Here is a 25,923-nt window from a genome sequence, read left to right as displayed (position 1 = left end):
CGGCGACACGGCACGCTCCCGTGGGGCCGCCGGGGTCTGCCACGCTCCAGTGGCGCCCGCCGGAGACAGGCGCGCTCCCGTGGGGCCCGCCGGGGACAGGTGCGCTCCCGTGGGCCCGGCGGGGTCAGACGCCGAAGATCACGGCCTCGCGGCGGGCGAAACCGCGGCGGGTCACGGCGAGCAGCACCCGCAGCACCGGCCCCGCCATGCGCTTGAGCTCCGCCAGCTCGGCCTGGGTGGCGTACTTCTCGATCCGCGGCAGCTCGAAGCCCATCTTGCCGCCCTTGCGGACCGCCGTCTCCACCTTGTTCCAGTCGGCGTCGGACACGTACCGATGGATCACCGGGAACAAGGTCCGCTCCTCGTCCTCGATGTGCTCGTCCAGCATGTCCCGCAGCAGGGCCAGCGCACCCGCGAGGCGCTCCGCCGCGTCCCTGTCCCCGGGCGCGACGGCGAGGGCCCTGGCGTCCCGCCGGATCGCGTCGAGCAGCGGGTCGAGCTGCCGGTGGTCCTCGGTGAGCTCCCGCAGGTCCACCTCGGCGCCCGCGCTGGCCTCCAGCACCGGCCACAGCACGTCGTCCTCCGCCTGGTGATGGTGGTGGATCCCGTCGCACAGCGTCTCCAGGTAGCTCGCGATGGCCTTCGCCCGCGCCGCCGTGTTCACCGCCCTGCCGTCCGCCATGTCCCGCAACAACGCCGCGAACCGCCGCGCATCCCCGCGCATCGACCGGTGGTTCACAGTGATCCCGACAAGATTCGGCACGATCCGCTCCTCAGCTCAATTGCTTCCTGCCTCCAGCAGACCGCCTCCCACTTGGCCGCCACTTAAGGTCTGGTTACCGCCCGGCTGGCCGCGAGGTCAGGGGGCGGGGTGCAGGGCCAAGGGGGCGGGGGAGCCGGACAGGTCGAGGAGGTCGTCGACGGGGGTCCGGGTGCCGAAGCGGTACGCGCGGGAGAAGGCCGCCTCCGGCAGCGTCGCGTGCAGAGCCTCCTCGGTGGCCCGGCGGGCGGGGAGCTCGCAGGCGGGGGTCGGGGCGCCGATCTCGTGGCGGATGGCGTCGGCGGCGGCGAGGAGGGCGGTGGCGTGGGCCGGGTCGGCGAGGCGGCGGCGGGCTTCGGCGAGGGCCTCCAGGACGCTGGCGGAGCGCCAGCGGTCGCCGACGCGGCGGTGGATGGAGAGGCTGGCGCGCAGGCGTTCGGCGGCGGAGGCGACCGCGTCGTCGGCGAGGTCGACGCGGCCGAGCAGGTCCTGGGCCCAGCCGATCCCTTCGGGAAACGACAGCTCGGTGAAGCGGTCCAGGGCGTCGACCAGGTGGCGGCGGGCCCGGGGCTGGTCGCCGCCGAAGTGGGCGACCGCGCCGAGGTGGGTGAGGGTCGAGGCGACCGACTCGTCGTCGGCGAGGTCCCGGAACGCGGTGAGGCTCGCGTCCAGCAGCGCGGCGGCCGCGGTGAGGTCGCCGGACAGCCAGGCGGTGCCGCCCGCGAGCTGGCCGGCGCGGCCCTCGCCCCACGCGTCGCCGGCAGCGCGGTAGAGGGCCAGTGCCTCGTCGAGGTGGCGGCGGGAGCGGAGGTAGTCGGCGCGTTCACGTTCGACGCAGCCGAGCAGGGTGAGCAGCCGCCCACGGACCTGCACCTCAGGGGAGCCGGCGAGGGCCTGCGAGGCGAGGGTGGCGGCGGCCGGGTAGTCGCAGTCGAGCATCGCCAGGCTCGCGGCGGCCGAGCAGGCGGCGACGCGGAGCGACGAAGGTGCGTCGGGGTGGCGGTGCAGGGCCGCGGCCAGCCAGTCGCGGCCCTGCCGGTACACGCCGGTGAAATGCTGGAAGGGCGCGAGGGCCGTCGCGAGACGCAGGTCCTCGGCGCCGGGGCGGGTGGCCAGCCAGGCCATGGCGGCGCGGAGGTTGTCCTGCTCGAGGGTGACGGTGCGCAGGAGGTCCCGCTGGCCCGGGCCGCGGATGCCGTCGGCGGCGTGCTCGGCGAGGGCGACGAAGTGGCGGGCGTGCGCGTCCCGGGCGGCGGCGGCCTCGTCGGGGAGCTCGGCGAGGCGGGCGGCCGCGTACGCCGCGACGGTCTGCAGCATCCGCCGCCTGGGCCCGCCGACCGGGGAGGAGACCAGGCAGCGTTCGGTGAGGGCGTCGAGGAGGCCCGGCCCGTGCGCGGGCAGGACCGCGGCCGCCGCGGGCGTGAAGCCCCCCTGGAACACGGCGAGCTGCCGCAGCAGCGCCTGCTTGTCCGGGGAGAGCAGCTGGTACGACCAGTCCAGCGCCGCCCGGAGCGTGCGATGGTGCTCGGGTCCGGTCGCCTTGGCGTCGGCCAGGACGCGGAACCGGTCGGCGAGCAGCCGGCGCACCTCCGGCACCGACAGCAGCGCGGCCCTCGCGGCGGCGAGCTCGACGGCGAGCGGCAGGCCGTCCAGCGCCCGGCAGATCGCGGCGGCGCCGGCCCGGTGCTCGCCGGGAAGCGGGCGGCCGGTCCGCTCGAACATCCGCGTCTCGAACAGCCGCAGCGCGGTCGCCTCGTCCAGCGGCGCAACCGCGACCACGGTCTCGTCGGGCAGGCCGAGCGCCTGCCGGCCGGTGACGAGCAGCCGCAGGGCCGGCGCCGCTCCGAGGAGGCGGGCGACGAGCGCGGCGACCGGGACGGTGACGTGCTCGCAGTTGTCCAGCAGGAGCAGCACGGGCCCGTCGCCGAGCGTGGCGAGCAGCGTGCCGGTCGCGCCAAGGTCGGGCCGGCGCGCCACTCCGAACGCGTCGAGCACGAACCCGGCGGCGTCTTCCGCCTCTTCATCGCGCGTCGTGTCGGGGTCGGGCCGGCGTGCTGTTACGGACGCGTCGAGCGCGAACGCGGCGGTGTTTTCCGTCGCTGCGTGGCGTGTCGTGTCGGGGTTGGGCTGGCGTGCTGTTGCTGTTGCTGTTGCGGACGCGTCGAGCGCGAACGCGGCGGCGTCTTCCGCCTCTTCATCGCGCGTCGAGTCGAGGTCGGGCCGGTGCGCCGCTCCGGACGCGTTGAGCGTGAACCCGGCGGCGTCTTCTATCTCTTCGTGGCGTGTCATGTCGGGGTTGGACTGGCGCGCCGTCTCGGACGCGTCGAGCGCGAACGTGGCCGCGTCTTCCGCCTCTTCACGCGTGGCTCCGTCTTCCGCGTCTTCACGCGTGGCTCCGTCTTCCGCGTCTTCACGCGTGGCTGCGTCTACCGCCTCTTCACGCGTGGCTCCGTCTTCCGCGTCTTCACGCGTGGCTGCGTCTACCGCCTCTTCACGCGTGGCTCCGTCTTCCGCCTCTTCATCCGGCGACAAATACGAAATGTCGGATAAATCCGGGCGCTTGCGCCTGGATTTATCCGGGGGTGAGGAGGGGGACTGGCGAGCGGGCGGGGACGGGAGCATGGTGGTCAGGTCGACGAACCACACCGGCGTCGTAGCGGCCGCGCCGACCGCGATCGCCAGGCGCGTCTTGCCGCTGCCCGCCGGGCCGACGAGAGTGACCAGCCGGTGGTCGGGTGAGGCGAGCAGACGGCCCGCGGTGCGCACCTCCGCGTCCCTGCCGACCAGGCTGGTCAGCGGGGCAGGTAGCGCCGCGGCGGACTCCATGCCGGCACTGTACCGGGGTGGCCCAACCCGCCGGCACCAGCCGAAACGCCCCAATGGTGCGAGCGTGTCGCTGGTCGCCGGGGACCTCGGGGAGGTATTGATTGCTCATGAGGATGCACGCCGCGGCGAGGCGCTGACCCACGATGGCGTTTCTGGTGGAGATGCCCGACGGTGGGTTCCTGGAGGTCGAGGAGCGCACCGACATCGCCCCCGACGACCTGTCGGTGATCGGCATCCTGGGCGCGTCGCCGCTGGAGGGCACCGGACTGATCACGTTCGGCGCGGTGATCCGGGCCGGCCTCGACGAGGACGAGCAGGACGAGTTCGCCGACTGGATCTACGACCGGGTCGTGCTCTTCGCCGAGCTCGGCGGTGAGGTCGACGGCTGGGAGCGCCTGGAGGACGGCACCTGGCGCGTCGAGTCCCGCCGGTAGACACGGTCCGCAGCGGCGCGGATACCACGCGGTGCAACTTTCCGCCCTTCGGCGGCGGTGAGGTGGACGGCACATGAACCCGGGTCACCTCCGGGGTCTGCCCGGGTTACGCTCACGTCGATGACGATCGAGGTCCAGGGCGCGGGGCGCCGCTTGCAGGTCGGCACCGCCACGGAGATCGGCCGGCGGTATCCGGCCAACTTCGACGTGCTGCACACCGCCGAGCTGCAGCGCCGGCCGGGCCTGTGCGCGGTCGTCGCCGACGGCATGGGCGCGGGCGAGGGCAGCCGCACGGCGGGCCGCACCGCCGTGGACATCTTCACGACCGCCGTGCAGGAGCACCGGGGGCCGTTCGCACCGCAGCCGCTCTTCGCCGCGGTCGCCGACGCCCAGCGGCAGGTCCGCGCCGCCGGCAAGTCCCTGCGCGAGCTGACCGGCTGCACCCTCACCGCCCTGGTCGCCGACGCCACCGGGGCGTGGGTCACGCAGATCGGCGACTCCAGGGTGTACCGGCTGCGCGGCGGCCTCCTCGAGCTCCTCACCATCGACCACACGGAGGCGTGGCTCGGCGCCGTGCACGGCTGGTTCCCCGCCGACTCGCCGCAGGCCGAGGCCGCCCGCTACCAGTTGCACCGCTTCATCGGTCACCCGGGCCTGCCCGAGCCGGACGTCCTGAGCGTCACCATGTTCCCGGGCGACGTCTATTGCCTGTGTACGGACGGCATCGCCGAACAGGTGCCGTACCAGCGCATGGAGGCGACGCTGAGCTCCGGCGCGCCCCCGGACGCGATGGCGTCCGCCCTGGTCGCGGCGTCCCTGGAGGCCGGCGGCCGCGACAACGCCACCGCCGTCGTCGTCAAGGTCTTCTGAGGCCGCGCCGGACCGCGGACGGGAGCCTCAGATCACCAGCTCGGCGGCGGGTCGCTCGGCGGTCACGGTCAGCGCCTCCACGTGCCGGTGCGGTGCCGGACCGTCTGCGTCAGGAGCGGCGTCCGCCTCCGAGGCGACGATCTCGAGAGCGTCCCACAGCGCTTCGAGCGCCTCGTCCGAGCCGGTGACCTCGAGGGCAGGACCGCCCCGCAGCGCGACCGTGACCGGCCCACCGGCTCGCCGCTGGACGAAGGTGCCGTTGAGGATGCGCTGCTCGTGCACGTCGCCCGCAGTCCGCAGCCGGGCGGCGAGTTCCCGGAGGGCGTCCGCCGGTCCGGCCAGGTCGAACACGTCCCCCGCGACACGCAGGCGGCACGCCAGCTGATCATCCACGCCGCCCAACCTAACGCACCGCGATCCGGAGGTACGCAGGCGGTCAGACGGCGGTGAAGATCACGGCCCGGGCGGCCTTCGCCGCGGCGGCGTAGAAGTCACGCAGGCGCCGGAACACGGCCATCGCGGGATCCGGGTCGCCGCCGACGCGGTGCTCGTACCGGTGCCGCAGCCACTGCTCGTCGACCTGCCGCAGCGCGAGCGCGACGGCCTGCGCCTGCGCGGCGGTGACGTGCCGGACGACCGCCTCGCCGTCGCACAGCGCCCGCCCGCCGAGAAGGGCGTGCGACAGCGGGTACTCCTCGCCGAGGCACCGCTGGATCGGCGCCCAGGCGGTGCCGACCCCGGCGGTCACGGGGTACAGATGCGGGGGCGCGTCGTCGGCGGTCTCGGCGAAGTGCCGAACCTCGGCCGCGTCGAGGGCGAGCAGCCACCGCTCCTGCGCGTCGGTGATCGCGTACAGCGCGCCGTCCAGCACGGCCGTGATGCTACCGCCGGCCTCGGCGCGACGGGGCAGGGCGACGGAGCAGGGCGACGGAGCAGGGTCGATGCTCCGGACAGCCGGGAGCCCGCGGTGGCGGCCCTGGAAGCGAAGCCACCACCGCGGGCTCGGGCGTCGTCGTCAGGCGGACGGGACCAGGGTGGAGACGTCCGCGGGGCGCAGGGCGAGAGCGAGCACGTCGGCGACGTCGGCGAGGGCGTGCACGGTCAGCTGCGACCGCACCTCCTCCGGCAGGTCGTCGAGGTCGGGCTCGTTGCGCTTCGGGATGATGACCTCGGTGAGGCCGGCCCGGTGCGCCGCCAGGAGCTTCTGCTTCACCCCGCCGATCGGCAGGACCCGGCCGGCCAGGGTGACCTCGCCGGTCATGCCGAACTCGGGCCGGACCGGCCGGCCGGTGGCCAGGGACGCCAGCGCCGTGACCATCGTGATGCCGGCGCTGGGGCCGTCCTTCGGCACCGCGCCCGCCGGGACGTGCAGGTGGATGCGGCGGCCGGCGAGCTCGTTCGGGTCGATGCCGAGGCGACGGCCGTTGGAGCGCAGGTACGACAGGGCGATGTGCGCCGACTCCTTCATCACGTCACCGAGCTGGCCGGTGAGGGTGAGGCCGGGCTCGCCCTCCATCGAGGTCGCCTCGATGAAGAGCACGTCGCCGCCGGCGCCCGTGACGGCGAGGCCGGTCGCGACGCCGGGAACGGCGGTGCGCTCGGCCGACTCCGGCGTGAACCGGGGCCGCCCCAGGTACTTGACCACGTCGTCCACGTGCACCGGCGCGCCGTCGTAGGCGACCGCCACCTTGCGCAGGACCTTCGCCAGGGCCCGCTCCAGCTGCCGGACGCCCGCCTCACGGGTGTGCTCGCCGGCGATCGTGCTCAGAGCATGATCGCTGATGGTGACCTCGTCGGAAGACAGTCCCGCCCGGTCGAGCTGGCGGGGCCACAGGTGGTCGCGGGCGATGGCGACCTTCTCCTGCTCGGTGTAGCCGTCGAGGGTCACCAGCTCCATGCGGTCCAGCAGCGGGCCGGGGATGGTGTCCACCACGTTGGCGGTGGCCAGGAACAGCACGTCGGACAGGTCGAGGTCGACCTCGAGGTAGTGGTCGCGGAAGGTGTGGTTCTGCGCCGGGTCGAGGACCTCGAGCAGGGCCGCGGCCGGGTCGCCGGCGTAGCCGACGGCGAGCTTGTCGACCTCGTCGAGGAGCACGACCGGGTTCATCGAACCGGCCTCACGCAGGGCGCGGACGATCCGGCCCGGCAAGGCCCCGACGTACGTGCGGCGGTGGCCACGGATCTCGGCCTCGTCGCGGACGCCGCCGAGGGACACGCGGACGAACTTGCGGCCCAGCGCGCGGGCGACGGACTCGCCGAGGCTGGTCTTGCCGACCCCGGGAGGGCCGGCGAGGGCGAGGACGGCGCCGGAGCCGCGGCCGCCGACGACCTCCTTGCCCAGCGCCGCCCGGCGGTTGCGGACCGCCAGGTATTCGAGGATGCGGTCCTTCACGTCGGCGAGGCCGGCGTGGTCCGCGTCGAGGATCGCCCGGGCCTGCGCCAGGTCGGTGTTGTCCTCGGTACGGACGTCCCACGGCATCTCGAGCACCGTGTCGAGCCAGGTGCGGATCCAGCCGGCCTCCGGCGACTGGTCGCTGGCCCGCTCCAGGCGGCCGACCTCGCGCAGTGCCGCCTCGCGTACGACATCCGGCAACGTCGCCTCGGTGACCCGGGCCCGGTAGTCGGCCGAGCCGGACGGCTCGTCCTCGCCGAGCTCCTTGCGGATCGCGGCGAGCTGCTGGCGCAGCAGGAACTCGCGCTGGGTCTTCTCCAGGCCCTCGCGGACATCGTGGTTGATCTTCTCGTTGACCTGCTGCTCGGCGGCGTGCGCGCGGGCCCACTCGACGAGCAGCTCCAGGCGGGCGGTGACGTCGGGGGCGCCGAGGAGCTGGATCTTCTGCTCCAGGGTCAGCCACGGCGCGTAGCCGGCGGAGTCGGCGAGCTCCGACAGGTCCGTCATGCGCTCGACGGTGTCGATGACCTGCCACGCGCCCCGCTCCTGGAGCACGCCGATGACGAGGGCCTTGTACTCGCGGGCGAGCTCCTTCGCCTTGCCGGCGGGGGCGGGCTCGTCGAGCAGGGTGGCCTCGACCCACAGCGCCGCGCCGGGGCCGGGGACGCCGGCGCCGATGCGGGCCCGGGACAGGCCGCGGACGACCGCCGCGGGCTCGCCGCTGGGCAGCCGGCCGACCTTCTCGAGGACGGCGACGACACCGAACGAGCCGTATGCGCCGTCGACCCGCGGCACCGCGAGGACCCGCTTGTCGCCGCCAGTGCTTGCATTCAGGCGCACCGCGTCGACGGCCGCCTGCGTGGTGGCGTCGAGCGTCACGGGGATGACCATGCCGGGGAGCAGGACGTCGTCGGTCAGGGGAAGAACCGGGAGAGTAGCCATGTCAGACACCTGCCATCACTGTGGGGTTGAGCGTGTCAGGCTTAAGTTACAAAGCGTTCCCTCTGTTCCCCGAAAGGTCCCGTGTGTGACCCAGGACACCATAGTCCGGCAGGTCGAAGGCGGTCGCGGTCCGTGTCGCGAGGTGCCTGAACAGGTGCTTCACCGGCGGCAGGTAGCGGATGGTGCGGAAGAAGCGGTCCCGCTGGGCGATCTTGCGCTCGGTGGACGGGACGAGGAAGTCGGCGCCGCCGGACGCCTGCTTCTGGCAGGTGGCGACGTAGGGTCGCAGGCGCCGCTCGTACGCCGCGAAGGCCTGCGGATGGGGGAGCGTGGCCAGCTCGCCGGCGAGCACGTGGGCGCCGACGACCGCGAGGCCGGTGCCGTTGCCGCCGGGCCCGCCCGCGTAGCCGGCGTCGCCGAGCAGCGCCACCCTGCCGTGTGACCAGCGGTCCATCCGGATCTGCGCGGTGCCGTCGAACCAGAAGTCGGGCGCGGTGCGCATGGCCTCGAGCAGGCGCGGCACCCGCCAGCCGGTTCCCTGCATCGCGTCCGCGACGAGGCGTCGCTGCTGATCGACGTCGCGGCTGCGCGCCGGTGCCTGATCCAAGGTGAAGAACAGAGAGACAACGGCTTTGTCGGGTGTGACGCCCGCGATCGTGACGGTACGGCGGGGCTCGTTGTACATAAGCGCCGCACGGTCCAGGCCGAACTCGTTGGGCATCGTGAAGATGCAGCCGTAGACGCCGAGGGACTGCTGCGGCACCGGGCCGAAGACCAGCTCGCGGACCCTGGAGTTCACCCCGTCGGCGCCGACGACGAGGTCGAACCGCCTCGGCGCGCCGCGTTCGAAGGTGACGTCGACGCCGTCCGCGTCCTGCGTGATCGAGGCGATCGAGTCGCCGAAGACGTAGTCGACGTCGTCGCGGGTGGCCTCGTGCAGCACCGCGCCGAGATCGCCGCGCAGCACCTCCAGGTCGCCGCTGAAGATCGCCGACGGCATGGCGGCCTTGACCGTGCCCGCCGCGTCGACGACCGCGATGTCGCCCATGTGCGTGGCCCTCGCCCGCAGGGCGTCGAGGAGGCCCATCCGCCGCAGGACCTCGAGGTGGACGCGGCCACGGAAGTCGACGGCGTACCCGCCGCCGCGCAGCGAGGGGGCGCGCTCCACGACCGTGACCCGGTGGCCGGTGCGGTGCAGCCACAGGGCGAGGGACGGGCCGGCGACGCTCGCTCCGGAGATGAGGATGTCCATGGATCGGAAATATACATTCGTCTTATACGCTTGTATAGACCCTAGGATCTGGACCATGGGACATCGCGAGGACCTCCTCGACGGCGCCGTGCGCTGCATCTACGAGAAGGGCTACGGGCGCACCACGGCCCGCGACATCGTCGCCGCGTCCGGCACCAACCTCGGCTCGATCGGCTACCACTACGGATCCACCGAGGCGCTGCTCAACGCGGCCCTCGAGAAGGCCCTCGAGGACTGGGGCAGGCAGCTGGCCACCGCGCTGCTCGCCACCGACGCCGACGGGCTGCACGGCCGTGAGCGCTTCGAGGCGTACTGGAGCAGCGTCATCGCCTCGATGGGCACGCACCGCCCGGCGTTCATGGCGTCGTTCGACGCGTTCGTGCAGATGGAGCACGCGCCGGCGATCCGGGCGATGATCTCGGAGGGCATGCAGGACGCCCGCGGCCTGTGGGCGTCGGTGTTCCACGGCGTCGACGCCGCGGCCGAGCCGCAGAAGGCGTTCCAGCTCGGCTCGTTCTACCAGGCGCTGATCACCGGCGTGCTGACCCAGTGGCTGATCGACCCGGCCAACGCCCCCTCCGGCCGCGACCTCGCCGAGGCGCTCCGGATGGTCGCCGCCTCACTGTGACTGCCCGGTTTGTCGGGTACTGCTCAGCTCCCGACCGCGCCGGCGAGCTGCAGCAGGCCAGCCGGGGGCTCGTCGACGGCGCCGAGCGCACCGCGGGTGAGGTGTCGAAGATCAGCGGCTCGTCGCACGAGGTCTCCAGCAGCGTCCAGGCCGTCGCGTCCGGCGCGGAGGAGATGAACGCCTCCATCCGGGAGATCGCCCGGGTCATCGGCCGCATCAACGAGTACCAGACGACGACCGCCTCGGCCGTCGAGCAGCAGAGCGCGGTCACCACCAGCATGGCCACCGACCTGAACGTCGCCGCGAGCGGCGCGGACCGCATCAACAGCGGCATCGGCGAGGTCGTGCAGGCCGCCGACAACACCATGCACGGCGCGCAGGCGACCCACACCGCCGCCGTCGAGCTGACCGCCATGTCCGAGGAGCTGCGCGCGATCGTGGGCGGCTTCAGACACTGACCGGCATGTTCGCCGGGGACTGCGCGCGGCGGTCCCCGGCGGGCCGGCGTTCCGACGTAGGCTCATCAGCGTGCCGAGCCGGAACAGGACCACGACAGCTGCCACCGCACCGACGGACGCCACCGCCGCAGCGGTGAACGCCACGCCGGTCGAGAACGCGGCGCCGCGGAAGGCAGCGCCGAAGAAGGCCGCCGCCAGGAAGGCCGCGGCGACGACCGCCACGGAGGCGCTGCCGGCGAAGAAGGCCACCGCCAGGAAGGCCGCGGAGACGACCGCCACGGAGGCGCTGCCGGCGAAGAAGGCCACCGCCAGGAAGGCCGGGGCGACGGCCGCCACCGAGGGTTCGCCGGCGAAGAAGGCCGCCGCGAAGAAGGCCGCGAAGGCCGCCGGGACCGTCGCCGAGGCGGCCGTGGCGGTCGTGGCGGCCGGTCCGGACCTCGAGCAGACGCGCCGGGCCCGGCGGATCCTCAAGCTGCTCACCACCCGGTATCCGGACCCGGTCCTGGAGCTGGACTTCGAGTCGCCGCTGCAGCTGCTCGTCGCCGCCGTCCTCGCCGCGCAGACGCTCGACGAGCGGGTCAACCTGGTCACGCCGGTGCTGTTCGCCAAGTACCCGACCGCGGCCGACCTCGCCGCCGCCGACCCGGCCGACATGGAGGAGATCCTCCAGCCCGTCGGGTACTTCCGGAAGAAGACGCAGATCGTCATGAAGCTCGCGGCGACGCTCGTCGAGCGGCACGACGGCGAGGTGCCGAAGACCCTCGACGAGCTCATCGAGCTGCCGTGGGTGGGCCGCAAGACGGCCAACATGGTGCTGGGCAACGCGTTCGCCACGCCGGCGATCTCCGTCGACACGCACGTCGGCCGGGTCGCGCACCGGCTCGCGTGGGGGCCGGAGAAGGACGTGGAGAAGACCGAGACCGACGTCGCGGCGCTGTTCGAGCAGAAGGACTGGGTGCCGGTCAACCTGCTGCTGATCCTGCACGGGCGGCGCACCTGCCACTCCCGCAAGCCCGCGTGCGGCGCCTGCCCGCTCGCCGAGGAGTGCCCGTCGGCCGGCCTCGGCGGCAAGGGCGAGCTCGACCCGGAGAAGGCCAGGGCACTGCTGAAGTGACCACCGGAGAAGGGCTCGGCGTCGCTGACGTGGCCGCCGGCGACGCCCGCCGCATGGCCGGCGTGGCCGGTGGACAAGGGCCGGGCGCCGCCGGAGCGGCCGCCGGTGGCAGACTGCCGCAATGCGATTCGCCGACTTCGACGTCCTGCTGCGGCAGGCGTTGCGGCGCTACGCGGCCCTCGAACGCGACGGTGACGTCGCCGTCTTCGACCACTGGCGGGCGACCGAGGCCGACCTGGTCCGGGTCCAGCGGCAGCTGGGCGTGCGGCTGCCGGAGCAGTATCGCGGGTTCCTGCTGCGGTACGGTGCCGGCCGCTTCCTCTTCGTCGAGCTCCTCCCAGCCGACGAGGGCCGCCGCTGGGTGGAGACGCTGCTCGGCGCCAACGAGCCCGTCGACGAGCACGGATCCGGGTTCGTCGCGGTCGCCCCGGTCGGCACCGGCGACTACTGGGGGTTCGTGGTCCGCGACGGGATCTGCGAGGACGCGGTCAGCTTCCGGTACCACGAGGACGGCGCCGTCGAACCGGCCGCCGACGACTTCCTCGAGTTCGTCGCCGCGGAGGGCCTGCGCGTCGGGCGATGAGCGGCGTCCGCCGCGGCGGCACCGAGCGCCGGGTTGTGCGCGGCGGGCGGCGGTCGATGAGCGGCGCGCGGCGGGCGGTGGGCCGCGGTGACCGAGCCGTTCGGCATCGGGGCCGAGGTGTGGCCGGGGCTGGCGAAGGTCGCCGAGGAGGCCGGCGAGCTGCTCCAGGTCGCCGGCAAACTGGTGGCCATGGGCGGGCGTCCCGAGCACCACGACGGCACGGACCTGCGCGACCGCCTGATCGAGGAGTGCGGCGACCTGCTCGCGGCGCTCGGCTACCTCGCGGCGGCCAACGGCATCGAGACAGCGGTCGCCGAGCGCGCCGCCACCAAGCGCCAGACCTTCGATGGCTGGCACCGGCGGGAGGTCGAGCAGCGGGCGATCGTCAAGCCCCCCGGCCCTCACGATCACCCGCCACCCGGCCAGACACCCACGGTGAACTCGTAGACCTCCGGGACGCGAAGTGGGTTGCGTCACGGTTCGAGGACGGCGCAGCATTGGCACATGTCGACGTGGCACGTCCGGCTCAACGAGCTGATGCGGGAGCGACCCGAGCTCGTCCGCGGCGCGACCGCCCGGCCCCGCACCGCCGCCTGAGCAGCGGGCGACGCGAGCGCCGCGGTGCGTCCAGGGCACCCGCGTGGACGAACCCGGCCGGGCCGCCCCCTGCGTGCGTGATGTGGCGTCAGTCGTACAGGAGCCGCTAACGCAACGCGGGTTGCCGGGTCTCGCGTTGCGCGGACTCGATGACCTCGCCGCGGGTCTCGCCGAGCCACACGACCGCGTTCACGGGTGTGCCCACCCGGCTCAGCAGGCCGGTCTCGTCGGTCCACGCCACCAGCGGCAGCGGCTGCACGTGCTCGGTCTCCCAGCCGATGACCCGGCCGGCCTGGATGTCCTCGTCGGCGGCCGTGGCCAGCCACAACGTCTGGGTCTGCGGAATGATCGTCATGCTGTCAGTGATTCCCCGGCAACGGAAGGTGCAACCACGTCATGTCAGAGTTCGAAGCCCTGCTCGAGGAGGGCGCGTCCGTCCCCGTCGAGGGCTGGGACTTCTCCTGGTTCTCCGGCCGCGCCACCGAGGAGCGGCCGCCCTGGGGCTACGCGGAGCTGCTCGCGGAGCGCTACCGCACCACCGGCAGCGCCCTGGACGTGCAGACCGGCGGCGGCGAGGTCGTCGCCTGGGCGCTGCGCCGGGCCGGCCAGACGGCCGAGCGGGCCCCCTCGCCGCTGGCGGTGACCGAGTCCTGGGAGCCGAACGTCGAGCTCGCCAGGCGGGCGCTCGCACCGTACGGCGGCACCGTCGCCCACGTCGCCGACGAGGATCCGCTGCCGTTCGGCGACGCCACGTTCGACCTCGTCAGCGCCAGGCACCCGGTCGTCGCGGTCTGGCCGGAGATCGCCAGGGTCCTGCGCCCCGGCGGCACCTACCTCGCCCAGCACGTCGGCGTCGGCTCCGCGCACGAGGTCACCGAGGCGATGCTCGGCCCGACCCCAGTCGGCCAGGGCCGCCACCCGGACACCGCGGCCGCCGACGCGCGAGCCGCCGGCCTCGAGGTGCGCGACCTGCGGGAGGTGAGGTTGCGGATGGAGTTCCGCGACGTCGCCGCCGTCGCGGTGTTCCTCCGGAAGGTGATCTGGATCGTGCCGGGGTTCACCGTGGCGGCGTACCGCGAGCAGCTGCGCGCCCTGCACGAGCGGATCCGGGCGGACGGGCCGTTCGTCGCGTACTCCACCCGCTACCTGATCGAGTGCTGCAAGCCACATCGGCACGACAGTGGGTGAACGGTCGTTGGGGGCGGGGATAGTTTGTGTGGAGAAGCACACCCGCCGCTGCCGCAGGAGAAACTCTGATGAGTGAGCCCGTGAACGTAACCGTGACCGGTGCCGCCGGCCAGATCGGCTACGCGCTGCTGTTCCGCATCGCGTCCGGTCAGCTGCTCGGCGCCGACACCCGCGTCAAGCTGCGCCTGCTGGAGATCCCGCAGGCCGCCCGCGCCGCCGAGGGCACCGCGCTGGAGCTGCAGGACGGCGCGTTCCCGCTGCTGGCCGGCGTGGACGTGTTCGACGACCCGAAGCAGGCGTTCTCGGGCGCCAACGTCGCCCTGCTCGTCGGTGCCCGCCCCCGCACGAAGGGCATGGAGCGCGGCGACCTGCTGGAGGCCAACGGCGGCATCTTCAAGCCGCAGGGCGAGGCGATCAACGCCGGTGCCGCCGACGACATCCGGGTCCTGGTCGTCGGCAACCCCGCCAACACCAACGCCCTCATCGCCCAGCGCAACGCGCCGGACGTGCCCGCGGACCGGTTCACCGCGATGACCCGCCTGGACCACAACCGGGCCGTGGCGCAGCTGTCGCAGAAGCTGAGCGTGCCGGTGTCGGAGATCCGCAAGGTCACGATCTGGGGCAACCACTCCGCGACGCAGTTCCCGGACATCCTGCACGCCGAGGTCTCGGGGCGGAACGCGGCCGAGGCCGTCGGCGACCAGCAGTGGTACGCCGACGAGTTCATCCCGCGGGTCGCCAAGCGCGGCGCGGAGATCATCGACGTGCGCGGCGCGTCGTCGGCCGCGTCGGCCGCGTCGGCCGCGATCGACCACGTGTACGACTGGGTGAACGGCACCGCCGAGGGCGACTGGACGTCGGTGGCGCTGCCGTCCGACGGCTCCTACGGCGTGCCGGAGGGCCTGATCTCGTCGTTCCCGGTCGTCTCGCGGGGCGGCAAGTGGGAGATCGTGCAGGGTCTGGAGATCGACGAGTTCTCCCGGGCCCGGATCGACGCGTCGGTCGCCGAGCTGGCCGAGGAGCGCACCGCGGTGGAGCGCCTGGGCCTGATCTGAGCCCTGCGGAAGTGCGCTGGCCCGCCCACCCCGCACGGTGAGCGGGCCAGCGGTCTCAGTGGGGCGTGCGGCCGAGCTCGTGCCAGCTCGACTCGGACAGCTCCACGTCATAGTGCTTCGCCGCCACCGCCAGGTTGGCGAAGGCGAGGTCGCGGTCCTTGTCGTTGACGCCGCGAACCTGGTCGAACCGCGCGACCGCGTTGCGCACGTGCTTGGCGTCGGTGAGCGGCAGCTTGCGCTGCTCCGGGAACGCGTAGACGCTGTCGGGCAGGCGCTCGCGGGTCTCCTCGGACAGGGTGCCGTGTGCCTCGAATGGTCTCCAGGTCGTCTCCATGCCGTATTCGTTCCCGGGTGGCGCGGTTGTGACACACCGATCTGGTGCAACGTTCGCCGCTGGCTGTGCGGGACGGTACCGTCTGGTCCGACGGACGAGGTCGAAGGAGATCACGAGTGAAGGTGGATGCCGACGCGCGGCAGCGGTTGAGTGCGTTCCTGGCGGCGCACGAGGAAGCGATCGTGCGGCACTGGACGGAGATCTCCGCCCGCACCTTGCGTGGCCGGCTCACCAGCATCGAGCTGACCCGGCAGGTGCGGGACGTGTTCGACGCGCTGCAGGCGATGCTCGGCACGGACAGTGACGGCGATGTCGCGGGTGCCGACAGCGGCGAGTCGCGGGCGGCCCTCGCGGAGCTGTCCCGGGCGTGGGCCCGGCAGGGCTTCACGCCGAGCGAGACGGCGAGCCTCGTCTTCGCCGTCAAGGAGGTCGTGCTCGGCCTGGGCGAGGCCGGTGCGGCCGGTGCGGGTGACCTGGCGACGACCGACTTCCTCGTGCTGTCGCTGCTCGTCGACGACATGGGCCTGTTCACGTTCGAGACCTACACGAAGGCCCGCGAGTCGGTGATCGCCGACCAGACCGAGCAGCTGCTGGAGCTGTCGACGCCGGTCGTGAAGCTGTGGGAGGGCGTCGTCGCGGTGCCGCTGGTCGGCACGCTCGACTCGGCCCGCGCCCAGGTGGTCATGGAGAAGCTGCTGCAGACCCTGGTCGAGACCGGCTCCGGGTATGCGATCGTCGACATCACCGGCGTGCCGGCGGTGGACACGCAGGTCGCGCAGCACATCCTGAAGACGGTCGTGGCGGCGCGGCTGATGGGTGCGGAGTGCATCATCTCCGGCATCCGGCCGCAGATCGCGCAGACCGTGGTGGCCCTGGGCATCGAGTTCGGCGACATCGTGACGAAGTCCAACCTCGCCGACGCGCTGCTGCACGCGCTGCGCGCCAGTGGTGTCGAGCTGGTCCGCCGGGCGAGCCGCGACAAGGCACTGTAATGGACCGCGTCCCCGTCCTGAAGATCGGCGAGATCCTGCTGGTCTCGATCCAGATCGACCTCGACGACCAGACCGCCCTGCAGCTGCAGGAGGACCTGTCGGACCGGATCGTGGAGACCGGCGCGCACGGCGTGGTGATCGACATCTCAGCACTGGAGATCGTCGACTCGTTCATCGGCCGGATGCTGTCGACGATCGCGTCGGTGTCGCGGGTGCTGGACGCCGAGACGGTCGTGGTCGGCATGCGCCCGGCGGTCGCGATCACCCTGGTCGAGCTGGGCCTGTCGCTCAGCGGCGTCCGCACCGCGCTCAACGTCGACAAGGCCCTGGAGATCCTCGCCGAGGCGAAGCAGGTCCGCGGCGTGGGTGTGCTGGGCTTCCGTGGCTCCGACGACGTGCCCGTATGACCCAGCAGCAGCAAGACGAGCAGCGGCTCCAGATCGCCGACGACAAGGACGTGGTGCGGGTGCGCCAGGCGGTCCGGGTCATGGCGATCGCCGCGAAGCTGCCGCTCGTCGACCAGACGAAGCTGGTCACCGCGGCGAGCGAGCTGGCGCGCAACACGCTCATCCACGGCGGCGGCGGCCACGCCGTGGTCAGGCAGGTGCACAACGGGCGGCGGGCCGGGGTTCGCGCCGAGTTCGCCGACACCGGGCCGGGCATCGCCGACCTGGACCTGGCCTTCACCGACGGCTACACCACCGGCAGCGGCCTGGGGCTCGGCCTCAGCGGCTCGCGCCGCCTCGTCGACGAGTTCGACATCGTCACCGCCGCCGGGGAGGGCACCCGGATCACGGTGACCAAGTGGGCACGGTGACGCCGCCCACGCAGGTCCCCAGGCACATCCCGCTCGTCGAGGAGCTCGGCTGGATCCCTGTCGACGAGGCGGGCGCGGCGGGTGTCGCCCGGCGCGTCGCCGTCGACCTGGCCCGCCGGCTCGGCTTCAGCGACGAGCGCACCGGCGAGGTGGCGATCGTCGCCGCCGAGCTGGCGAGCAACCTGCACCGGCATGCCGACGTGGGAGCGTTGTCGGTGCGTTGCCTGCGCAGCGGTGACATCGGCGCGGTGGAGCTGGTGGCCGTCGACAGCGGTCCGGGCATGGCGGACCTGGTTTTCAGCGGCTCCGACGGTACGAGCACCGCCGGCACCCTGGGGATCGGGCTGGGCGCGGTGCGCCGGCTGTCGAGCCACTCGGGCGGCTACTCGCTGCCCGGCCGTGGCACCGTCCTGACCGCGCAGCTGTGGCCCGACCGCCGGGACGCCGGGGTGCCGGTCGTCGCCGGCCTGACCCGGCCGATCACCGGTGAGACGCTGTGCGGCGACCGCTGGGCGGCGCGGGTGCGCGGCGACGCGCTGCTCGTGCTCGTCGCCGACGGTCTCGGGCACGGCGCCCTCGCCGCGACGGCCGCGTCCGCCGCTGTCGACGCGTTCCTCGCCGCCGATGACCTCGACGCGCCCGCGGCGATCGTGGGGCACCTGCACCGGGTGATCTCGCACACCCGGGGCGCGGCCGTGTCGGTGGCCCGGGTCGAGGGCGGCACGGTGCGCTTCGCCGGCCTGGGCAACGTGGCGGGCGTGATCGCCTCGCCCGCCGGGGAGCGCCGAGGCATGGTCAGCATGCCGGGCATCGTCGGGCACCAGTCGCGGGGCGTCCGCGAGTTCACCTACGACCTGCCGCCGGAGGCGGTGGTCGTCCTGCACTCCGACGGCGTGTCGGACCGCTGGAACCTGCGTGACTACCCGGGCCTGAGCCGCCAGGACCCGCTGCTCATCGCCGGCACCCTGCTGCGCGACGCCGGGGTGCGCCGCGACGACGCCTGCGTGGCGGCGGTGCGCCCGTGAACGCGCCGAGGGAGCCGGAGCCTGCGCCGCTGCTGCGCATGACACTGCACGAGGACCAGGACGTGTTCGTGGTGCGCCAGCGCGGCCGTGAGGTCGCCGCCGCCGTCGGCATGGAGCATCAGGACCAGGTCAGGGTCGCCACCGCGCTCAGCGAGATCGGCCGGCACGCGATCGGCGCCACCGTGACGTTCACCGCCGAGGTTTCCGGACGGCCCCGATTGGTCATCGTTGTAGCAGCGGACGGCATCGGGATCAGTCCGCCCGAGGGCACAGGGGCTGCAGGGCGGTTGATGGACGAGGTGCACGTGGAACGGGACCGGATCAGCCTGGTGCGCAGGCTGCCCGCCCAGGTCGGTCCGGAACGGCTGGCCGTGGCACGGGAGGAGCTGGCCGCCAGCCGGCCCACCACCGCACTGGACGAGCTCAGTGTGCAGAACCGGCAGCTCGTGAGCGCCCTGGAGGAGGTCCAGGCGCACCGCGACGAGCTGCTCACCCTGAACGCGGAGCTGGAGGAGACCAACCGCGGGGTGATGGCGCTCTACACGCAGCTGTCCGAGGAGCTGGAGCAGACCAATCAGGGTGTCGTCGCCCTGTACGCGGAGCTGGAGGAGCGCTCCGCGCAGCTGCGGCAGGCCAACGAGGCGAAGAGCCGCTTCCTGGCCAACGTGTCGCACGAGCTGCGCGCGCCCGTGACCGCCATCATGGGCCTGACGCGACTGCTGCTCGACCCCCGCTCCGAGCCGCTCACCGCCGACCAGACGCACCAGCTGGAGCTGGTCCAGGGCTCCGCCGCCGACCTGCTCGGCCGCGTCAACGACCTGCTGGACCTCGCGAAGGCCGAGTCCAACCGGATCGAGCCCAACTGGGCGCCGGTCGACCTCGGCGCGGTCCTCGGCCAGTTGCGCGGCACCCTGCGCCCCCTCGCCAAGCCGGGCGTGCGGTTCGAGATCGCCGACCCGGCCGAGCCGGTGGACCTGGTCACCGACGAGCTGCTGCTCACCCAGATCCTGCGCAACCTGCTCACCAACGCGCTCAAGTTCACCGACGCGGGCAGCATCGCGATGAGCGCGCTCGTGCTCGACGGCCGGCTGCACATCGCGGTCGCCGACACCGGCATCGGCATCCCGTTCGCCGAGCAGCGCCGCGTCTTCGAGGAGTTCCATCAGGTGCGCGGCGCGCACCAGACGGGCGGGACCGGCCTCGGGCTGCCCTACGCGCGGCGCCTGGCGACCCTGCTCGGCGGCGGGCTCAGCATGGTCAGCGAGCCGGGGGAGGGCAGCACCTTCACCCTCGACCTGCCGCTGCGCCCCACGCGGGAGGACGACCAGAACCTGCCGCACGTGCCCGCGGTCCTCGTCGTCGACGACGAGGCGGCCGCCCGGCAGATGCTGCGCGAGCACCTGACCGGCATCGCCGAGCACGTGCACGAGGCCGCCGACACCCGCTCGGCGCTCGCGATCGCGGCGCGGGAGCGGCCGTCGGTGATCTTCCTGGACCTGTGGATGCCGGGCGGTGACGGCGGGGAGCTGATCGCCGCGCTGGCCGGCGTGCCGGAGCTGCGCGACGTGCCCGTCGTGGTGGTGACCGGCGCCGACGTGGGGCATGTCGAGGGCGCCGCCGCCGTCCTGGCCAAGCCGGCGCTGACCCGCCGGCTGGTCGCCGACGTCGTCGCCCGGGTCACAGCGTGACCAGCCCGGAGCGTAGCGGAGGAGCTGGTCACCATGGGCGCAGTCTTGGGTCGCGGCGGCGCCGGAGCGTAGCGGAGGTGGCGTCGTGACCGGCCCGGAGCGTAGCGGAGGAGCTGGTCACCATGGGTGCAGTCTTGGGTCGCGGCGGCGCCGGAGCGTAGCGGAGGTGGCGTCGTGACCGGGGAGGCGGCCGCCGACATTCTCGTGGTCGACGACAGTCCTTCCAAGCGGTACGTCATCACCAGCTGGCTGCGCCGCGACGGGCACCGCGTCACCGAGGCCGCCACCGGCACGGAGGCCCTGCACCTGCTGCACGCCGAAGGACTGCACGCGGAGCTGGTCGTGCTCGACGTGCGGCTGCCGGACGTCGACGGGTTCGAGGTCGCGGAGCGGATCAAGGAGGACCCGCGGACCACCGCCGTGCCCGTGATCCACATCTCGGCGACCGCCGTCCACGTCGTGGACCGCACCCAGGGTCTCAACCGGGGCGCCGACGCGTACCTGGCCGAGCCGATCGACCCGGACGAGCTGCTCGCCACCGTCCGGGCGAAGCTGCGCGAGTACCGGGCCCGCCGCCGCGCCGAGCGGCTCGCCGGCCGGCTGACGCGGCTGGTGGACACCACGACCGAGTTCAACGCCGCGACCAGCCTCACCGACCTGCTGCTGGCGGCGGCGACCGGAGCCGCCCGGGTCTTCGAGGGACCCGCCGCCGTCGCCGCCTCCTCGGAGGAGTCCGGGCCGATCGCCGTGCAGGCCGACCCCGGCGCCGGCGAGCCGGTCCTGCGTCCGGCGATGCGCGAGCAGTACGAGCACGACCCGCTCGACGGTCAGGCCGGCATGGTGCTGTTCCGGCTGGAGGAGGGCCCGTGGTGGCCGGGCGCGGTGTGGCGGGTCGTCGCGCGGGCCAAGCGGGGCCGGGAGCCGGTGCACGTCGCCGTGCCCGCGGAGGGGTTCAGCGACGACGACGCCGACCTGCTGCGCCAGTTCGGCCAGGCGGTCGCGCTCGCGGTCGAGGCGCTGCGCAGCTACGACGAGGAGCGCCGCACCGCGCTGACGCTGCAGCAGAGCATGCTGCCCCGGCGGCTGCCCGCGGTGCCGGGCGTGCAGCTCGCGGTGCGGTACCAGCCGGCCAGCGAGCACGCGTCGGTCGGCGGCGACTTCTACGAGATCCTGCAGGTGGACGGCCGGCTCGTCGCGGCGATCGGCGACGTGGCCGGGCACTCGCTGCGCGCCGCCACGATCATGGCGGAGGTCCGGCACGCGCTGCGCGCCTATCTGGTGGAGGACGCGTCGCCGGGGCCGAGCATGGAGCGGCTCAACCGGATGATGCTGCGGCTGCTGCCGGAGGAGATCGCGACCATGTGCCTGCTCAGCATGGACCCGGCCAGCGGTGAGGTGCGGCTCACCAACGCCGGGCACCCGCCGCCGCTGCGGGTCCGGGACGGGCGGGTCAGCATCGTCGAGGGGCGGGTGGCGCTACTGGGCGTGCCGACCTCGCACGAGGACGAGATCCGGCTGACGCTGGCGCCGGGGGAGACCCTGATCCTGGTGACCGACGGGCTGATCGAGGTCCGCGGGCACACCTTCAACGAGGGTCTCGACGCGCTGTGCCGCGCCGTCGGCGACGTCGAGGACGACCTGGAGCAGTTCTGCGACCGGCTGTTGCGCGCCCTGAGCGCGGGGTCCGGGGACGACGACGTGGCCCTCCTGGTGATTCGCAGGGTGGATTCCGGCTGAACCGGTTGCGCCGGTGCCCACCGGCCGCACACGCTGCGGTGAACCGAAAATGGGGGGCATCATCATGGCGGTCTGTGAGACCTGCGGCAACGACTACTACATGAGCTTCGAGATCCGGACGGTCGGCGGCGGTGTGCACGTCTTCGACTCCTTCGAGTGCGCGATCCACCGGCTCGCGCCGGTCTGCGAGCACTGCGGCACGAAGATCGTCGGCCACGGCGCCGAGGTGTCCGGCAGCTTCTACTGCAGCGCGCACTGTGCCCGCACGGCCGACAGCACGCTCGGTCTGGAGATCCGCGACACCGTGGAGGCGTACCCCGGGTGATCCTTGCCAGTGCCCTGCATGATTGGGTCTTGGAGCAGCAGGGCATTGGTTGAGGCACACGTCGGAGGAGCAGCTGTGGTGGTCCTGGGTATCGACATCGGCGGTTCGGGCATCAAGGGAGCGCCGGTCGACCTGGCGACCGGCGAGTTCACCGCCGATCGGCACCGCATCGAGACCCCGCAGCCGGCGGACATCGCCGCGGTCGTCGACACGGTCGCGGCGGTCGTCGGGCAGTTCCCGCCGGCGAGCAGCGTCGGGATCACGTTCCCTGCCGTCGTGCAGCACGGCGTGACGAAGACCGCGGCGAACGTCGACGCGTCGTGGGTCGACGCGCCGGCGGAGCAGCTGTTCAGCGACAAGCTGGGGATGCCGGTGACGGTCCTCAACGACGCGGACGCGGCCGGGGTGGCCGAGATCGAGTACGGCGCCGGCAAGGGTGTCGACGGCCTGGTCGTGATGGTCACCCTCGGCACCGGCATCGGCAGTGCGCTGTTCATCGACGGGAAGCTGGTGCCCAACACCGAGTTCGGGCACCTGCAGATGAGCGGGCTGCACCTGCACGGCGGCGACGCCGAGGACTACGCCTCGGACCGCATCCGCGAGGTCGAGGACCTCAGCTGGCAGGACTGGGCCGAGCGGGTGCAGGTCTACCTGCGCCACCTGCACGCGCTGCTGTGGCCCGACCTGATCATCATCGGCGGTGGCGTGAGCAAGAAGACGGACAGGTGGCTGCACCACGTCTCGGTGCCCACGAAGGTCGTCCCGGCCGCCCTGCAGAACAACGCCGGCATCGTCGGTGCGGCGCTGCTCGCGTCGAGACGGGCGCACTGAGCACACACGCGTGCGCGCATAGGGCACGATGGGTCGCATGGGGGACATGCCCGCGCCGTTGCGTGCCGAGGACCCGCCGACCGTCGGGTCCTACCGGCTGCTCGGCGTGCTCGGCGTCGGCGGCATGGGCACCGTCTACCTCGCCGCCGGCCCCGGCGACCGCCGGGTCGCGCTGAAGGTCATCAACCCGGTCTGGCACGGCGACCCGCAGTTCCGGCAGCGGTTCGCGGCCGAGGCCGCCGCCGCGTCGCGGGTCGCCGGGTTCTGCACCGCGCGGGTTCTCGACGTGGCGCTGGACGGCCCGGTGCCGCACCTGGTGACCGAGTACGTGTCCGGGCCGTCCCTGCACGACTACGCGACCGTCAACGGGCCGCTCGGCGGGCAGGTCGAGGCGGTCGCGGTCGGGGTGGCCGCGGCGCTGACCGCGATCCACGCCGTTGGGCTCGTGCACGCCGACCTGAGCCCGCGCAACGTGCTGCTGTCACCGTTCGGCCCGAAGGTCATCGACTTCGGCGTGGCCCGCCCGCACGGCCACGACGGGCCTGTCGGGCAGCTGTTCGGCACCCCGGGTTGGCTGGCGCCCGAGCAGGAGCGCGGTGCCCCGCCGAGCCAGGCCTCCGACGTGTACGCGTGGGGCGTCCTCGTCGCGTGGGCGGGCACGGGCGTGATGCCGGCGGGCGCCGTCCCGGACGGCCTGGCGCCCGGCATCGCCGAGATCGTGGCCCGGGCGCTGCGGCCCGACCCGGCTGCCCGGCCGACGGCCCGCCAGCTGCTGCTCGCGCTCGTCGGCGACGACGACCCGGCGGCGGTGCACGTGACGTCGCCGCGCGCCGACCCCACGACCCGCACCACGACCCGCCCCGCGACCCGCCCCATGGCGGCGGTCCGCGGCGTGGCGCCGCCCCGGCCGCACCGGCCGGCCAGTGGCCGGTTCGCGCCCGGCGCGGCGCCCGTCATCCCGGTGTCGCCGACGGCGGTGCACGCGATGCCCGTCTCGCCGGTGCCGGTCAGCCCGACGATGCTCGACCCGGCCTCTGGCGTCCCGCTGTCGTCCCAACATGCGGACATCCGGCACGGGCGCCCGCCGCTGCCGCCGGTGCCGCCGCCGCCCCGCCGGCCGCCGCGCCGCATCGGCAGGGCGGTGGCCGGCGTCGTCGCGGTGCTGATCGTGCTCGGCTGCCTGTGGGGCGTGTTCGACCTCGCCGGCTCGGTCGGCGCGGGCGAGGACGGCGCCGCGAAGGCCGGCCCCAGCACCGCCGCGCCGGCGAGCCGGGCGCCGTCGAAGAAGCCCAGCCCGGTCGGCACCGACGGGGGCGTCCGGTTCACCGTCACCGGCTTCGAGTGCGGCGTGCGACGCATCGGCGAGTGGCCGATCGTCAAGGACGCCGAGGGCGAGTTCTGCCTGGTCGAGGTGCGGGTCGAGAACCTCGGGACCGGCAGCACCCGCATCTATCAGGGCTCGCAGCGGCTGCGCGACACCGACGGCAACGACCACAAGGCCGACGACTGGTCGTGGCTCTACAACGCTGCCACCCGACCGCTTTACGGGGAAATCAAAGCCGGCAAACCGGTCACCGGCACGCTCGTCTTCGACGTGCCGAAGGGGCTCCGGTTCGACGTCCTGGTGGTCAAGCAGCAGCCGCTCAGCGACGGCACGGTCATCCGCCTCCCCAGCCGGTAGAGCGCTTTCACGAGAGCCGTGCGGGCCGCACGGGCTGCGGCGGGCGCGATCGCCCGCCGCCGTGGCCGCGAGCGCGCCGGCGCGCTGCCGAGCAAACACCACCCTCTGGCGCCTTGGCAAGCTTTTCGTAGGCGTTACCTTTCGTTACCACCGTGTTATTGACACCACAGTCCGCAATCGGATTTAGTGTCCCGGAACCGGTTGCGGAACCGGTTCCAGAAAACGCTCTCTTGCCAGAAAGCGCTCTCACAGAGAGGATCGCGGCGTGCCGATCACCATCGCCGATGTTGCCTCACGAGCCGGGGTCAGCAAGACCACCGTCTCGCGGGTGCTCAACGGCAAAGGCGAGGTCGACGAGTCGACCGCGGCACGGGTGCGGAGGGTCATCGACGAGCTGGGTTACACGCCCAGCGCGCGGGCGGTCAACCTCGCCCGGGGCCACACCAGGGTCATCGGGATGTTGGTGCCTTCGCTGATCTGGCCCTGGATGGGCGAGATCGTGCAGGGAGCCGTTGATGTCGTCGAGGCGGAGGGTTACGGATTGCTGCTCTTCACGTGCAACCGTGGCGCCGAGTCGATGCGCCAGTTCTCGGCGCAGGTCTCCGGCAAGGCCTTCGACGGCCTGCTGGCGATCGAGCCGGAGGGCACCCTGGACTACCTCGCCGACCTGTATGCCGGCGGCCTGCCGGTGGTGCTGATCGACGACCGCGGCGACAAGCCGCTCATGCCGTCGGTGGGGACCACCAACCGGGCCGGCGGGGCCCTCGCCGCCCGGCATCTGCTCGAGATCGGCCGGCGGCGTCCCCTCGTCATCACCGGCTCCGAGAAGTTCGGCTGCACACAGGACCGGCTCGGTGGCTTCGCGGACGTGTTCGCGGCCGCCGGTCACCCGGTCGACCCGCGTTTCGTGATGGAGGGCGACTTCACGTACGACTGCGGCTCCCAGGCGATCCGGCGGGCGCTGGGTCTGGGGCTGGAGTTCGACTCGGTCTTCGCCCACAACGACCTGTCCGCGGCGGGCGCCCTCCAGGCGCTGCGCCAAGCGGGCCGCGCGGTGCCGGAGGATGTCGCCCTCGTGGGCTTCGACGACATCGTCCACGCCGCGCACACCGAGCCCCCACTCACGACCATCCGCCAGCCGATGCGGCAGATGGGCGAGATGGCGGCCCGGCGGCTCATCGCACACTTCGACGGCACGCCGTTGACGAGTGAGCCCAACATCCTGTCCACCACGCTCGTCGTGCGGTCCTCGACCATCCCGGCGTAGCCCGAGCGCTCCACCGCGCCATCCCGCACCACCCCGTACCACCCGGCACGACGCACCACCGATACCGCACCAAAGGGCGGGACCTGCCGCAAGAAGGCCCCGTCGTCATACCCCGAATGCCCGCCCC

At 73.1% G+C, this 25,923-nt stretch carries 27 protein-coding genes; 19 read left to right on the top strand and 8 right to left on the bottom strand.

Going from position 1 to position 25,923, the window contains the following annotated elements; translation table 11 throughout:
- Positions 1 to 124: 124 nt before the first annotated feature.
- Both ACFY3L_RS14860 and ACFY3L_RS14855 read right to left on the bottom strand, forming a co-directional pair.
- A complete protein-coding gene (locus ACFY3L_RS14860) occupies positions 125 to 763 on the bottom strand; it encodes a hemerythrin domain-containing protein (protein WP_389322940.1) in 639 nt (212 codons plus the stop codon).
- Positions 764 to 859: 96 nt separating this feature from the next.
- A complete protein-coding gene (locus ACFY3L_RS14855; protein WP_389322938.1) occupies positions 860 to 3,049 on the bottom strand; it encodes an ATP-binding protein in 2,190 nt (729 codons plus the stop codon).
- 680 nt (positions 3,050 to 3,729) lie between these two features.
- On the opposite strand from ACFY3L_RS14855, the gene ACFY3L_RS14850 reads away from it, so the two are divergent.
- Both ACFY3L_RS14850 and ACFY3L_RS14845 read left to right on the top strand, forming a co-directional pair.
- On the top strand, positions 3,730 to 4,020 hold the full coding sequence (locus tag ACFY3L_RS14850; RefSeq protein WP_344499104.1) for a hypothetical protein: 291 nt from the start codon (positions 3,730 to 3,732) through the stop codon (positions 4,018 to 4,020).
- A gap of 120 nt (positions 4,021 to 4,140) precedes the next feature.
- The gene (locus ACFY3L_RS14845; protein ID WP_389322936.1) at positions 4,141 to 4,890 is read left to right on the top strand and encodes a PP2C family protein-serine/threonine phosphatase; all 750 of its coding nucleotides are present in this window, start codon (positions 4,141 to 4,143) and stop codon (positions 4,888 to 4,890) included.
- A 27-nt stretch (positions 4,891 to 4,917) separates the two neighbouring features.
- Here the strand turns inward: ACFY3L_RS14845 and ACFY3L_RS14840 are convergent, their stop codons facing one another.
- From ACFY3L_RS14840 to ACFY3L_RS14825, 4 genes are all read right to left on the bottom strand, one after another.
- Positions 4,918 to 5,283: a hypothetical protein gene (locus ACFY3L_RS14840; protein ID WP_389322935.1), complete on the bottom strand. Its 366-nt coding sequence runs from the start codon at positions 5,281 to 5,283 to the stop codon at positions 4,918 to 4,920.
- A 43-nt stretch (positions 5,284 to 5,326) separates the two neighbouring features.
- Positions 5,327 to 5,761: a DUF1877 family protein gene (locus ACFY3L_RS14835; RefSeq protein WP_389322933.1), complete on the bottom strand. Its 435-nt coding sequence runs from the start codon at positions 5,759 to 5,761 to the stop codon at positions 5,327 to 5,329.
- A gap of 144 nt (positions 5,762 to 5,905) precedes the next feature.
- Positions 5,906 to 8,224, bottom strand: a complete 2,319-nt coding sequence (lon, locus tag ACFY3L_RS14830) for an endopeptidase La (protein WP_389322931.1) — start codon at positions 8,222 to 8,224, stop codon at positions 5,906 to 5,908.
- Between the two features lie 46 nt (positions 8,225 to 8,270).
- Entirely contained in the window at positions 8,271 to 9,476 is a 1,206-nt protein-coding gene (locus ACFY3L_RS14825) for an FAD-dependent monooxygenase (RefSeq protein ID WP_389322929.1), read from the bottom strand.
- Between the two features lie 55 nt (positions 9,477 to 9,531).
- Here ACFY3L_RS14825 and ACFY3L_RS14820 point away from each other — a divergent pair, with 55 nt between their 5' ends.
- The 5 genes from ACFY3L_RS14820 (at position 9,532) to ACFY3L_RS14800 (ending at position 12,706) form a co-directional block, all read left to right on the top strand.
- Positions 9,532 to 10,104, top strand: a complete 573-nt coding sequence (locus ACFY3L_RS14820) for a TetR/AcrR family transcriptional regulator (RefSeq protein WP_389322927.1) — start codon at positions 9,532 to 9,534, stop codon at positions 10,102 to 10,104.
- On the top strand, positions 10,101 to 10,562 hold the full coding sequence (locus ACFY3L_RS14815) for a hypothetical protein (RefSeq protein WP_389322926.1): 462 nt from the start codon (positions 10,101 to 10,103) through the stop codon (positions 10,560 to 10,562). Before ACFY3L_RS14820 ends, ACFY3L_RS14815 begins: the two co-directional genes overlap by 4 nt.
- A 70-nt stretch (positions 10,563 to 10,632) precedes the next feature.
- Positions 10,633 to 11,676: an endonuclease III gene (gene nth, locus ACFY3L_RS14810; RefSeq protein WP_389322924.1), complete on the top strand. Its 1,044-nt coding sequence runs from the start codon at positions 10,633 to 10,635 to the stop codon at positions 11,674 to 11,676.
- Positions 11,677 to 11,797: 121 nt separating this feature from the next.
- On the top strand, positions 11,798 to 12,259 hold the full coding sequence (locus ACFY3L_RS14805) for an SMI1/KNR4 family protein (RefSeq protein WP_389322922.1): 462 nt from the start codon (positions 11,798 to 11,800) through the stop codon (positions 12,257 to 12,259).
- 87 nt (positions 12,260 to 12,346) lie between these two features.
- Positions 12,347 to 12,706 (top strand): hypothetical protein, encoded by a 360-nt coding sequence (locus tag ACFY3L_RS14800; RefSeq protein ID WP_389322920.1) that lies wholly within the window; start codon positions 12,347 to 12,349, stop codon positions 12,704 to 12,706.
- Between the two features lie 256 nt (positions 12,707 to 12,962).
- Here the strand turns inward: ACFY3L_RS14800 and ACFY3L_RS14795 are convergent, their stop codons facing one another.
- Positions 12,963 to 13,211 carry a hypothetical protein gene (locus tag ACFY3L_RS14795; protein WP_389322918.1) on the bottom strand — a complete coding sequence of 83 codons (249 nt, stop codon included), beginning with the start codon at positions 13,209 to 13,211 and terminating at the stop codon, positions 12,963 to 12,965.
- A 41-nt stretch (positions 13,212 to 13,252) separates the two neighbouring features.
- Here ACFY3L_RS14795 and ACFY3L_RS14790 point away from each other — a divergent pair, with 41 nt between their 5' ends.
- Positions 13,253 to 14,044: a methyltransferase domain-containing protein gene (locus ACFY3L_RS14790; RefSeq protein ID WP_389322916.1), complete on the top strand. Its 792-nt coding sequence runs from the start codon at positions 13,253 to 13,255 to the stop codon at positions 14,042 to 14,044.
- A gap of 68 nt (positions 14,045 to 14,112) precedes the next feature.
- On the top strand, positions 14,113 to 15,099 hold the full coding sequence (locus ACFY3L_RS14785; protein ID WP_389322914.1) for a malate dehydrogenase: 987 nt from the start codon (positions 14,113 to 14,115) through the stop codon (positions 15,097 to 15,099).
- A gap of 55 nt (positions 15,100 to 15,154) precedes the next feature.
- On the opposite strand, the gene ACFY3L_RS14780 is transcribed toward ACFY3L_RS14785, so the two are convergent.
- Positions 15,155 to 15,433: a DUF6582 domain-containing protein gene (locus tag ACFY3L_RS14780; RefSeq protein ID WP_389322912.1), complete on the bottom strand. Its 279-nt coding sequence runs from the start codon at positions 15,431 to 15,433 to the stop codon at positions 15,155 to 15,157.
- Between the two features lie 116 nt (positions 15,434 to 15,549).
- Between ACFY3L_RS14780 and ACFY3L_RS14775 the strand changes: the two genes are divergently transcribed.
- From ACFY3L_RS14775 to ACFY3L_RS14730, 10 genes are all read left to right on the top strand, one after another.
- Positions 15,550 to 16,425 (top strand): STAS domain-containing protein, encoded by an 876-nt coding sequence (locus ACFY3L_RS14775; RefSeq protein ID WP_389322910.1) that lies wholly within the window; start codon positions 15,550 to 15,552, stop codon positions 16,423 to 16,425.
- On the top strand, positions 16,425 to 16,832 hold the full coding sequence (locus ACFY3L_RS14770) for an STAS domain-containing protein (RefSeq protein ID WP_389322908.1): 408 nt from the start codon (positions 16,425 to 16,427) through the stop codon (positions 16,830 to 16,832). The genes ACFY3L_RS14775 and ACFY3L_RS14770 overlap by 1 nt, the downstream gene beginning before the upstream one ends.
- Positions 16,829 to 17,242, top strand: coding sequence for an ATP-binding protein (locus ACFY3L_RS14765; protein WP_389322906.1), 414 nt, complete (start codon positions 16,829 to 16,831; stop codon positions 17,240 to 17,242). Before ACFY3L_RS14770 ends, ACFY3L_RS14765 begins: the two co-directional genes overlap by 4 nt.
- Positions 17,230 to 18,267: a SpoIIE family protein phosphatase gene (locus ACFY3L_RS14760; RefSeq protein WP_389322904.1), complete on the top strand. Its 1,038-nt coding sequence runs from the start codon at positions 17,230 to 17,232 to the stop codon at positions 18,265 to 18,267. Before ACFY3L_RS14765 ends, ACFY3L_RS14760 begins: the two co-directional genes overlap by 13 nt.
- On the top strand, positions 18,264 to 19,955 hold the full coding sequence (locus tag ACFY3L_RS14755) for an ATP-binding protein (RefSeq protein WP_389322902.1): 1,692 nt from the start codon (positions 18,264 to 18,266) through the stop codon (positions 19,953 to 19,955). Before ACFY3L_RS14760 ends, ACFY3L_RS14755 begins: the two co-directional genes overlap by 4 nt.
- A gap of 174 nt (positions 19,956 to 20,129) precedes the next feature.
- On the top strand, positions 20,130 to 21,692 hold the full coding sequence (locus ACFY3L_RS14750) for a SpoIIE family protein phosphatase (protein ID WP_389322900.1): 1,563 nt from the start codon (positions 20,130 to 20,132) through the stop codon (positions 21,690 to 21,692).
- 64 nt (positions 21,693 to 21,756) lie between these two features.
- Entirely contained in the window at positions 21,757 to 22,017 is a 261-nt protein-coding gene (locus ACFY3L_RS14745; RefSeq protein WP_389324549.1) for a Prokaryotic metallothionein, read from the top strand.
- Between the two features lie 75 nt (positions 22,018 to 22,092).
- Positions 22,093 to 22,848 (top strand): polyphosphate--glucose phosphotransferase, encoded by a 756-nt coding sequence (gene ppgK, locus ACFY3L_RS14740; protein ID WP_389322898.1) that lies wholly within the window; start codon positions 22,093 to 22,095, stop codon positions 22,846 to 22,848.
- A 37-nt stretch (positions 22,849 to 22,885) separates the two neighbouring features.
- Positions 22,886 to 24,529: a protein kinase gene (locus tag ACFY3L_RS14735; RefSeq protein ID WP_389322896.1), complete on the top strand. Its 1,644-nt coding sequence runs from the start codon at positions 22,886 to 22,888 to the stop codon at positions 24,527 to 24,529.
- 265 nt (positions 24,530 to 24,794) lie between these two features.
- Positions 24,795 to 25,796 (top strand): LacI family DNA-binding transcriptional regulator, encoded by a 1,002-nt coding sequence (locus tag ACFY3L_RS14730; protein WP_389322894.1) that lies wholly within the window; start codon positions 24,795 to 24,797, stop codon positions 25,794 to 25,796.
- The last annotated feature ends 127 nt before the right edge of the window (positions 25,797 to 25,923 follow it).

This window comes from Dactylosporangium sp. NPDC000521 (assembly GCF_042898305.1).
Lineage (GTDB): Bacteria > Actinomycetota > Actinomycetes > Mycobacteriales > Micromonosporaceae > Dactylosporangium.
The sequence above is the reverse complement of the archived record's forward strand: the minus strand, read 5'-3'. Positions and strand labels throughout refer to the sequence as shown.

What these genes read in the sequence shown, in the direction of transcription:
- ACFY3L_RS14855 (WP_389322938.1), bottom strand. Translation starts at nt 3,049, where the DNA reads ATGACACGCCACGAAGAGATAGAAGACGCCGCCGGGTTCACGCTCAAC.
- ACFY3L_RS14850 (WP_344499104.1), top strand. Translation starts at nt 3,730, where the DNA reads ATGGCGTTTCTGGTGGAGATGCCCGACGGTGGGTTCCTGGAGGTCGAG.
- ACFY3L_RS14845 (WP_389322936.1), top strand. Translation starts at nt 4,141, where the DNA reads ATGACGATCGAGGTCCAGGGCGCGGGGCGCCGCTTGCAGGTCGGCACC.
- lon (WP_389322931.1), bottom strand. Translation starts at nt 8,224, where the DNA reads ATGGCTACTCTCCCGGTTCTTCCCCTGACCGACGACGTCCTGCTCCCC.
- ACFY3L_RS14825 (WP_389322929.1), bottom strand. Translation starts at nt 9,476, where the DNA reads ATGGACATCCTCATCTCCGGAGCGAGCGTCGCCGGCCCGTCCCTCGCC.
- ACFY3L_RS14820 (WP_389322927.1), top strand. Translation starts at nt 9,532, where the DNA reads ATGGGACATCGCGAGGACCTCCTCGACGGCGCCGTGCGCTGCATCTAC.
- ACFY3L_RS14805 (WP_389322922.1), top strand. Translation starts at nt 11,798, where the DNA reads ATGCGATTCGCCGACTTCGACGTCCTGCTGCGGCAGGCGTTGCGGCGC.
- ACFY3L_RS14795 (WP_389322918.1), bottom strand. Translation starts at nt 13,211, where the DNA reads ATGACGATCATTCCGCAGACCCAGACGTTGTGGCTGGCCACGGCCGCC.
- ACFY3L_RS14790 (WP_389322916.1), top strand. Translation starts at nt 13,253, where the DNA reads ATGTCAGAGTTCGAAGCCCTGCTCGAGGAGGGCGCGTCCGTCCCCGTC.
- ACFY3L_RS14785 (WP_389322914.1), top strand. Translation starts at nt 14,113, where the DNA reads ATGAGTGAGCCCGTGAACGTAACCGTGACCGGTGCCGCCGGCCAGATC.
- ACFY3L_RS14780 (WP_389322912.1), bottom strand. Translation starts at nt 15,433, where the DNA reads ATGGAGACGACCTGGAGACCATTCGAGGCACACGGCACCCTGTCCGAG.
- ACFY3L_RS14770 (WP_389322908.1), top strand. Translation starts at nt 16,425, where the DNA reads ATGGACCGCGTCCCCGTCCTGAAGATCGGCGAGATCCTGCTGGTCTCG.
- ACFY3L_RS14765 (WP_389322906.1), top strand. Translation starts at nt 16,829, where the DNA reads ATGACCCAGCAGCAGCAAGACGAGCAGCGGCTCCAGATCGCCGACGAC.
- ACFY3L_RS14745 (WP_389324549.1), top strand. Translation starts at nt 21,757, where the DNA reads ATGGCGGTCTGTGAGACCTGCGGCAACGACTACTACATGAGCTTCGAG.
- ACFY3L_RS14735 (WP_389322896.1), top strand. Translation starts at nt 22,886, where the DNA reads ATGGGGGACATGCCCGCGCCGTTGCGTGCCGAGGACCCGCCGACCGTC.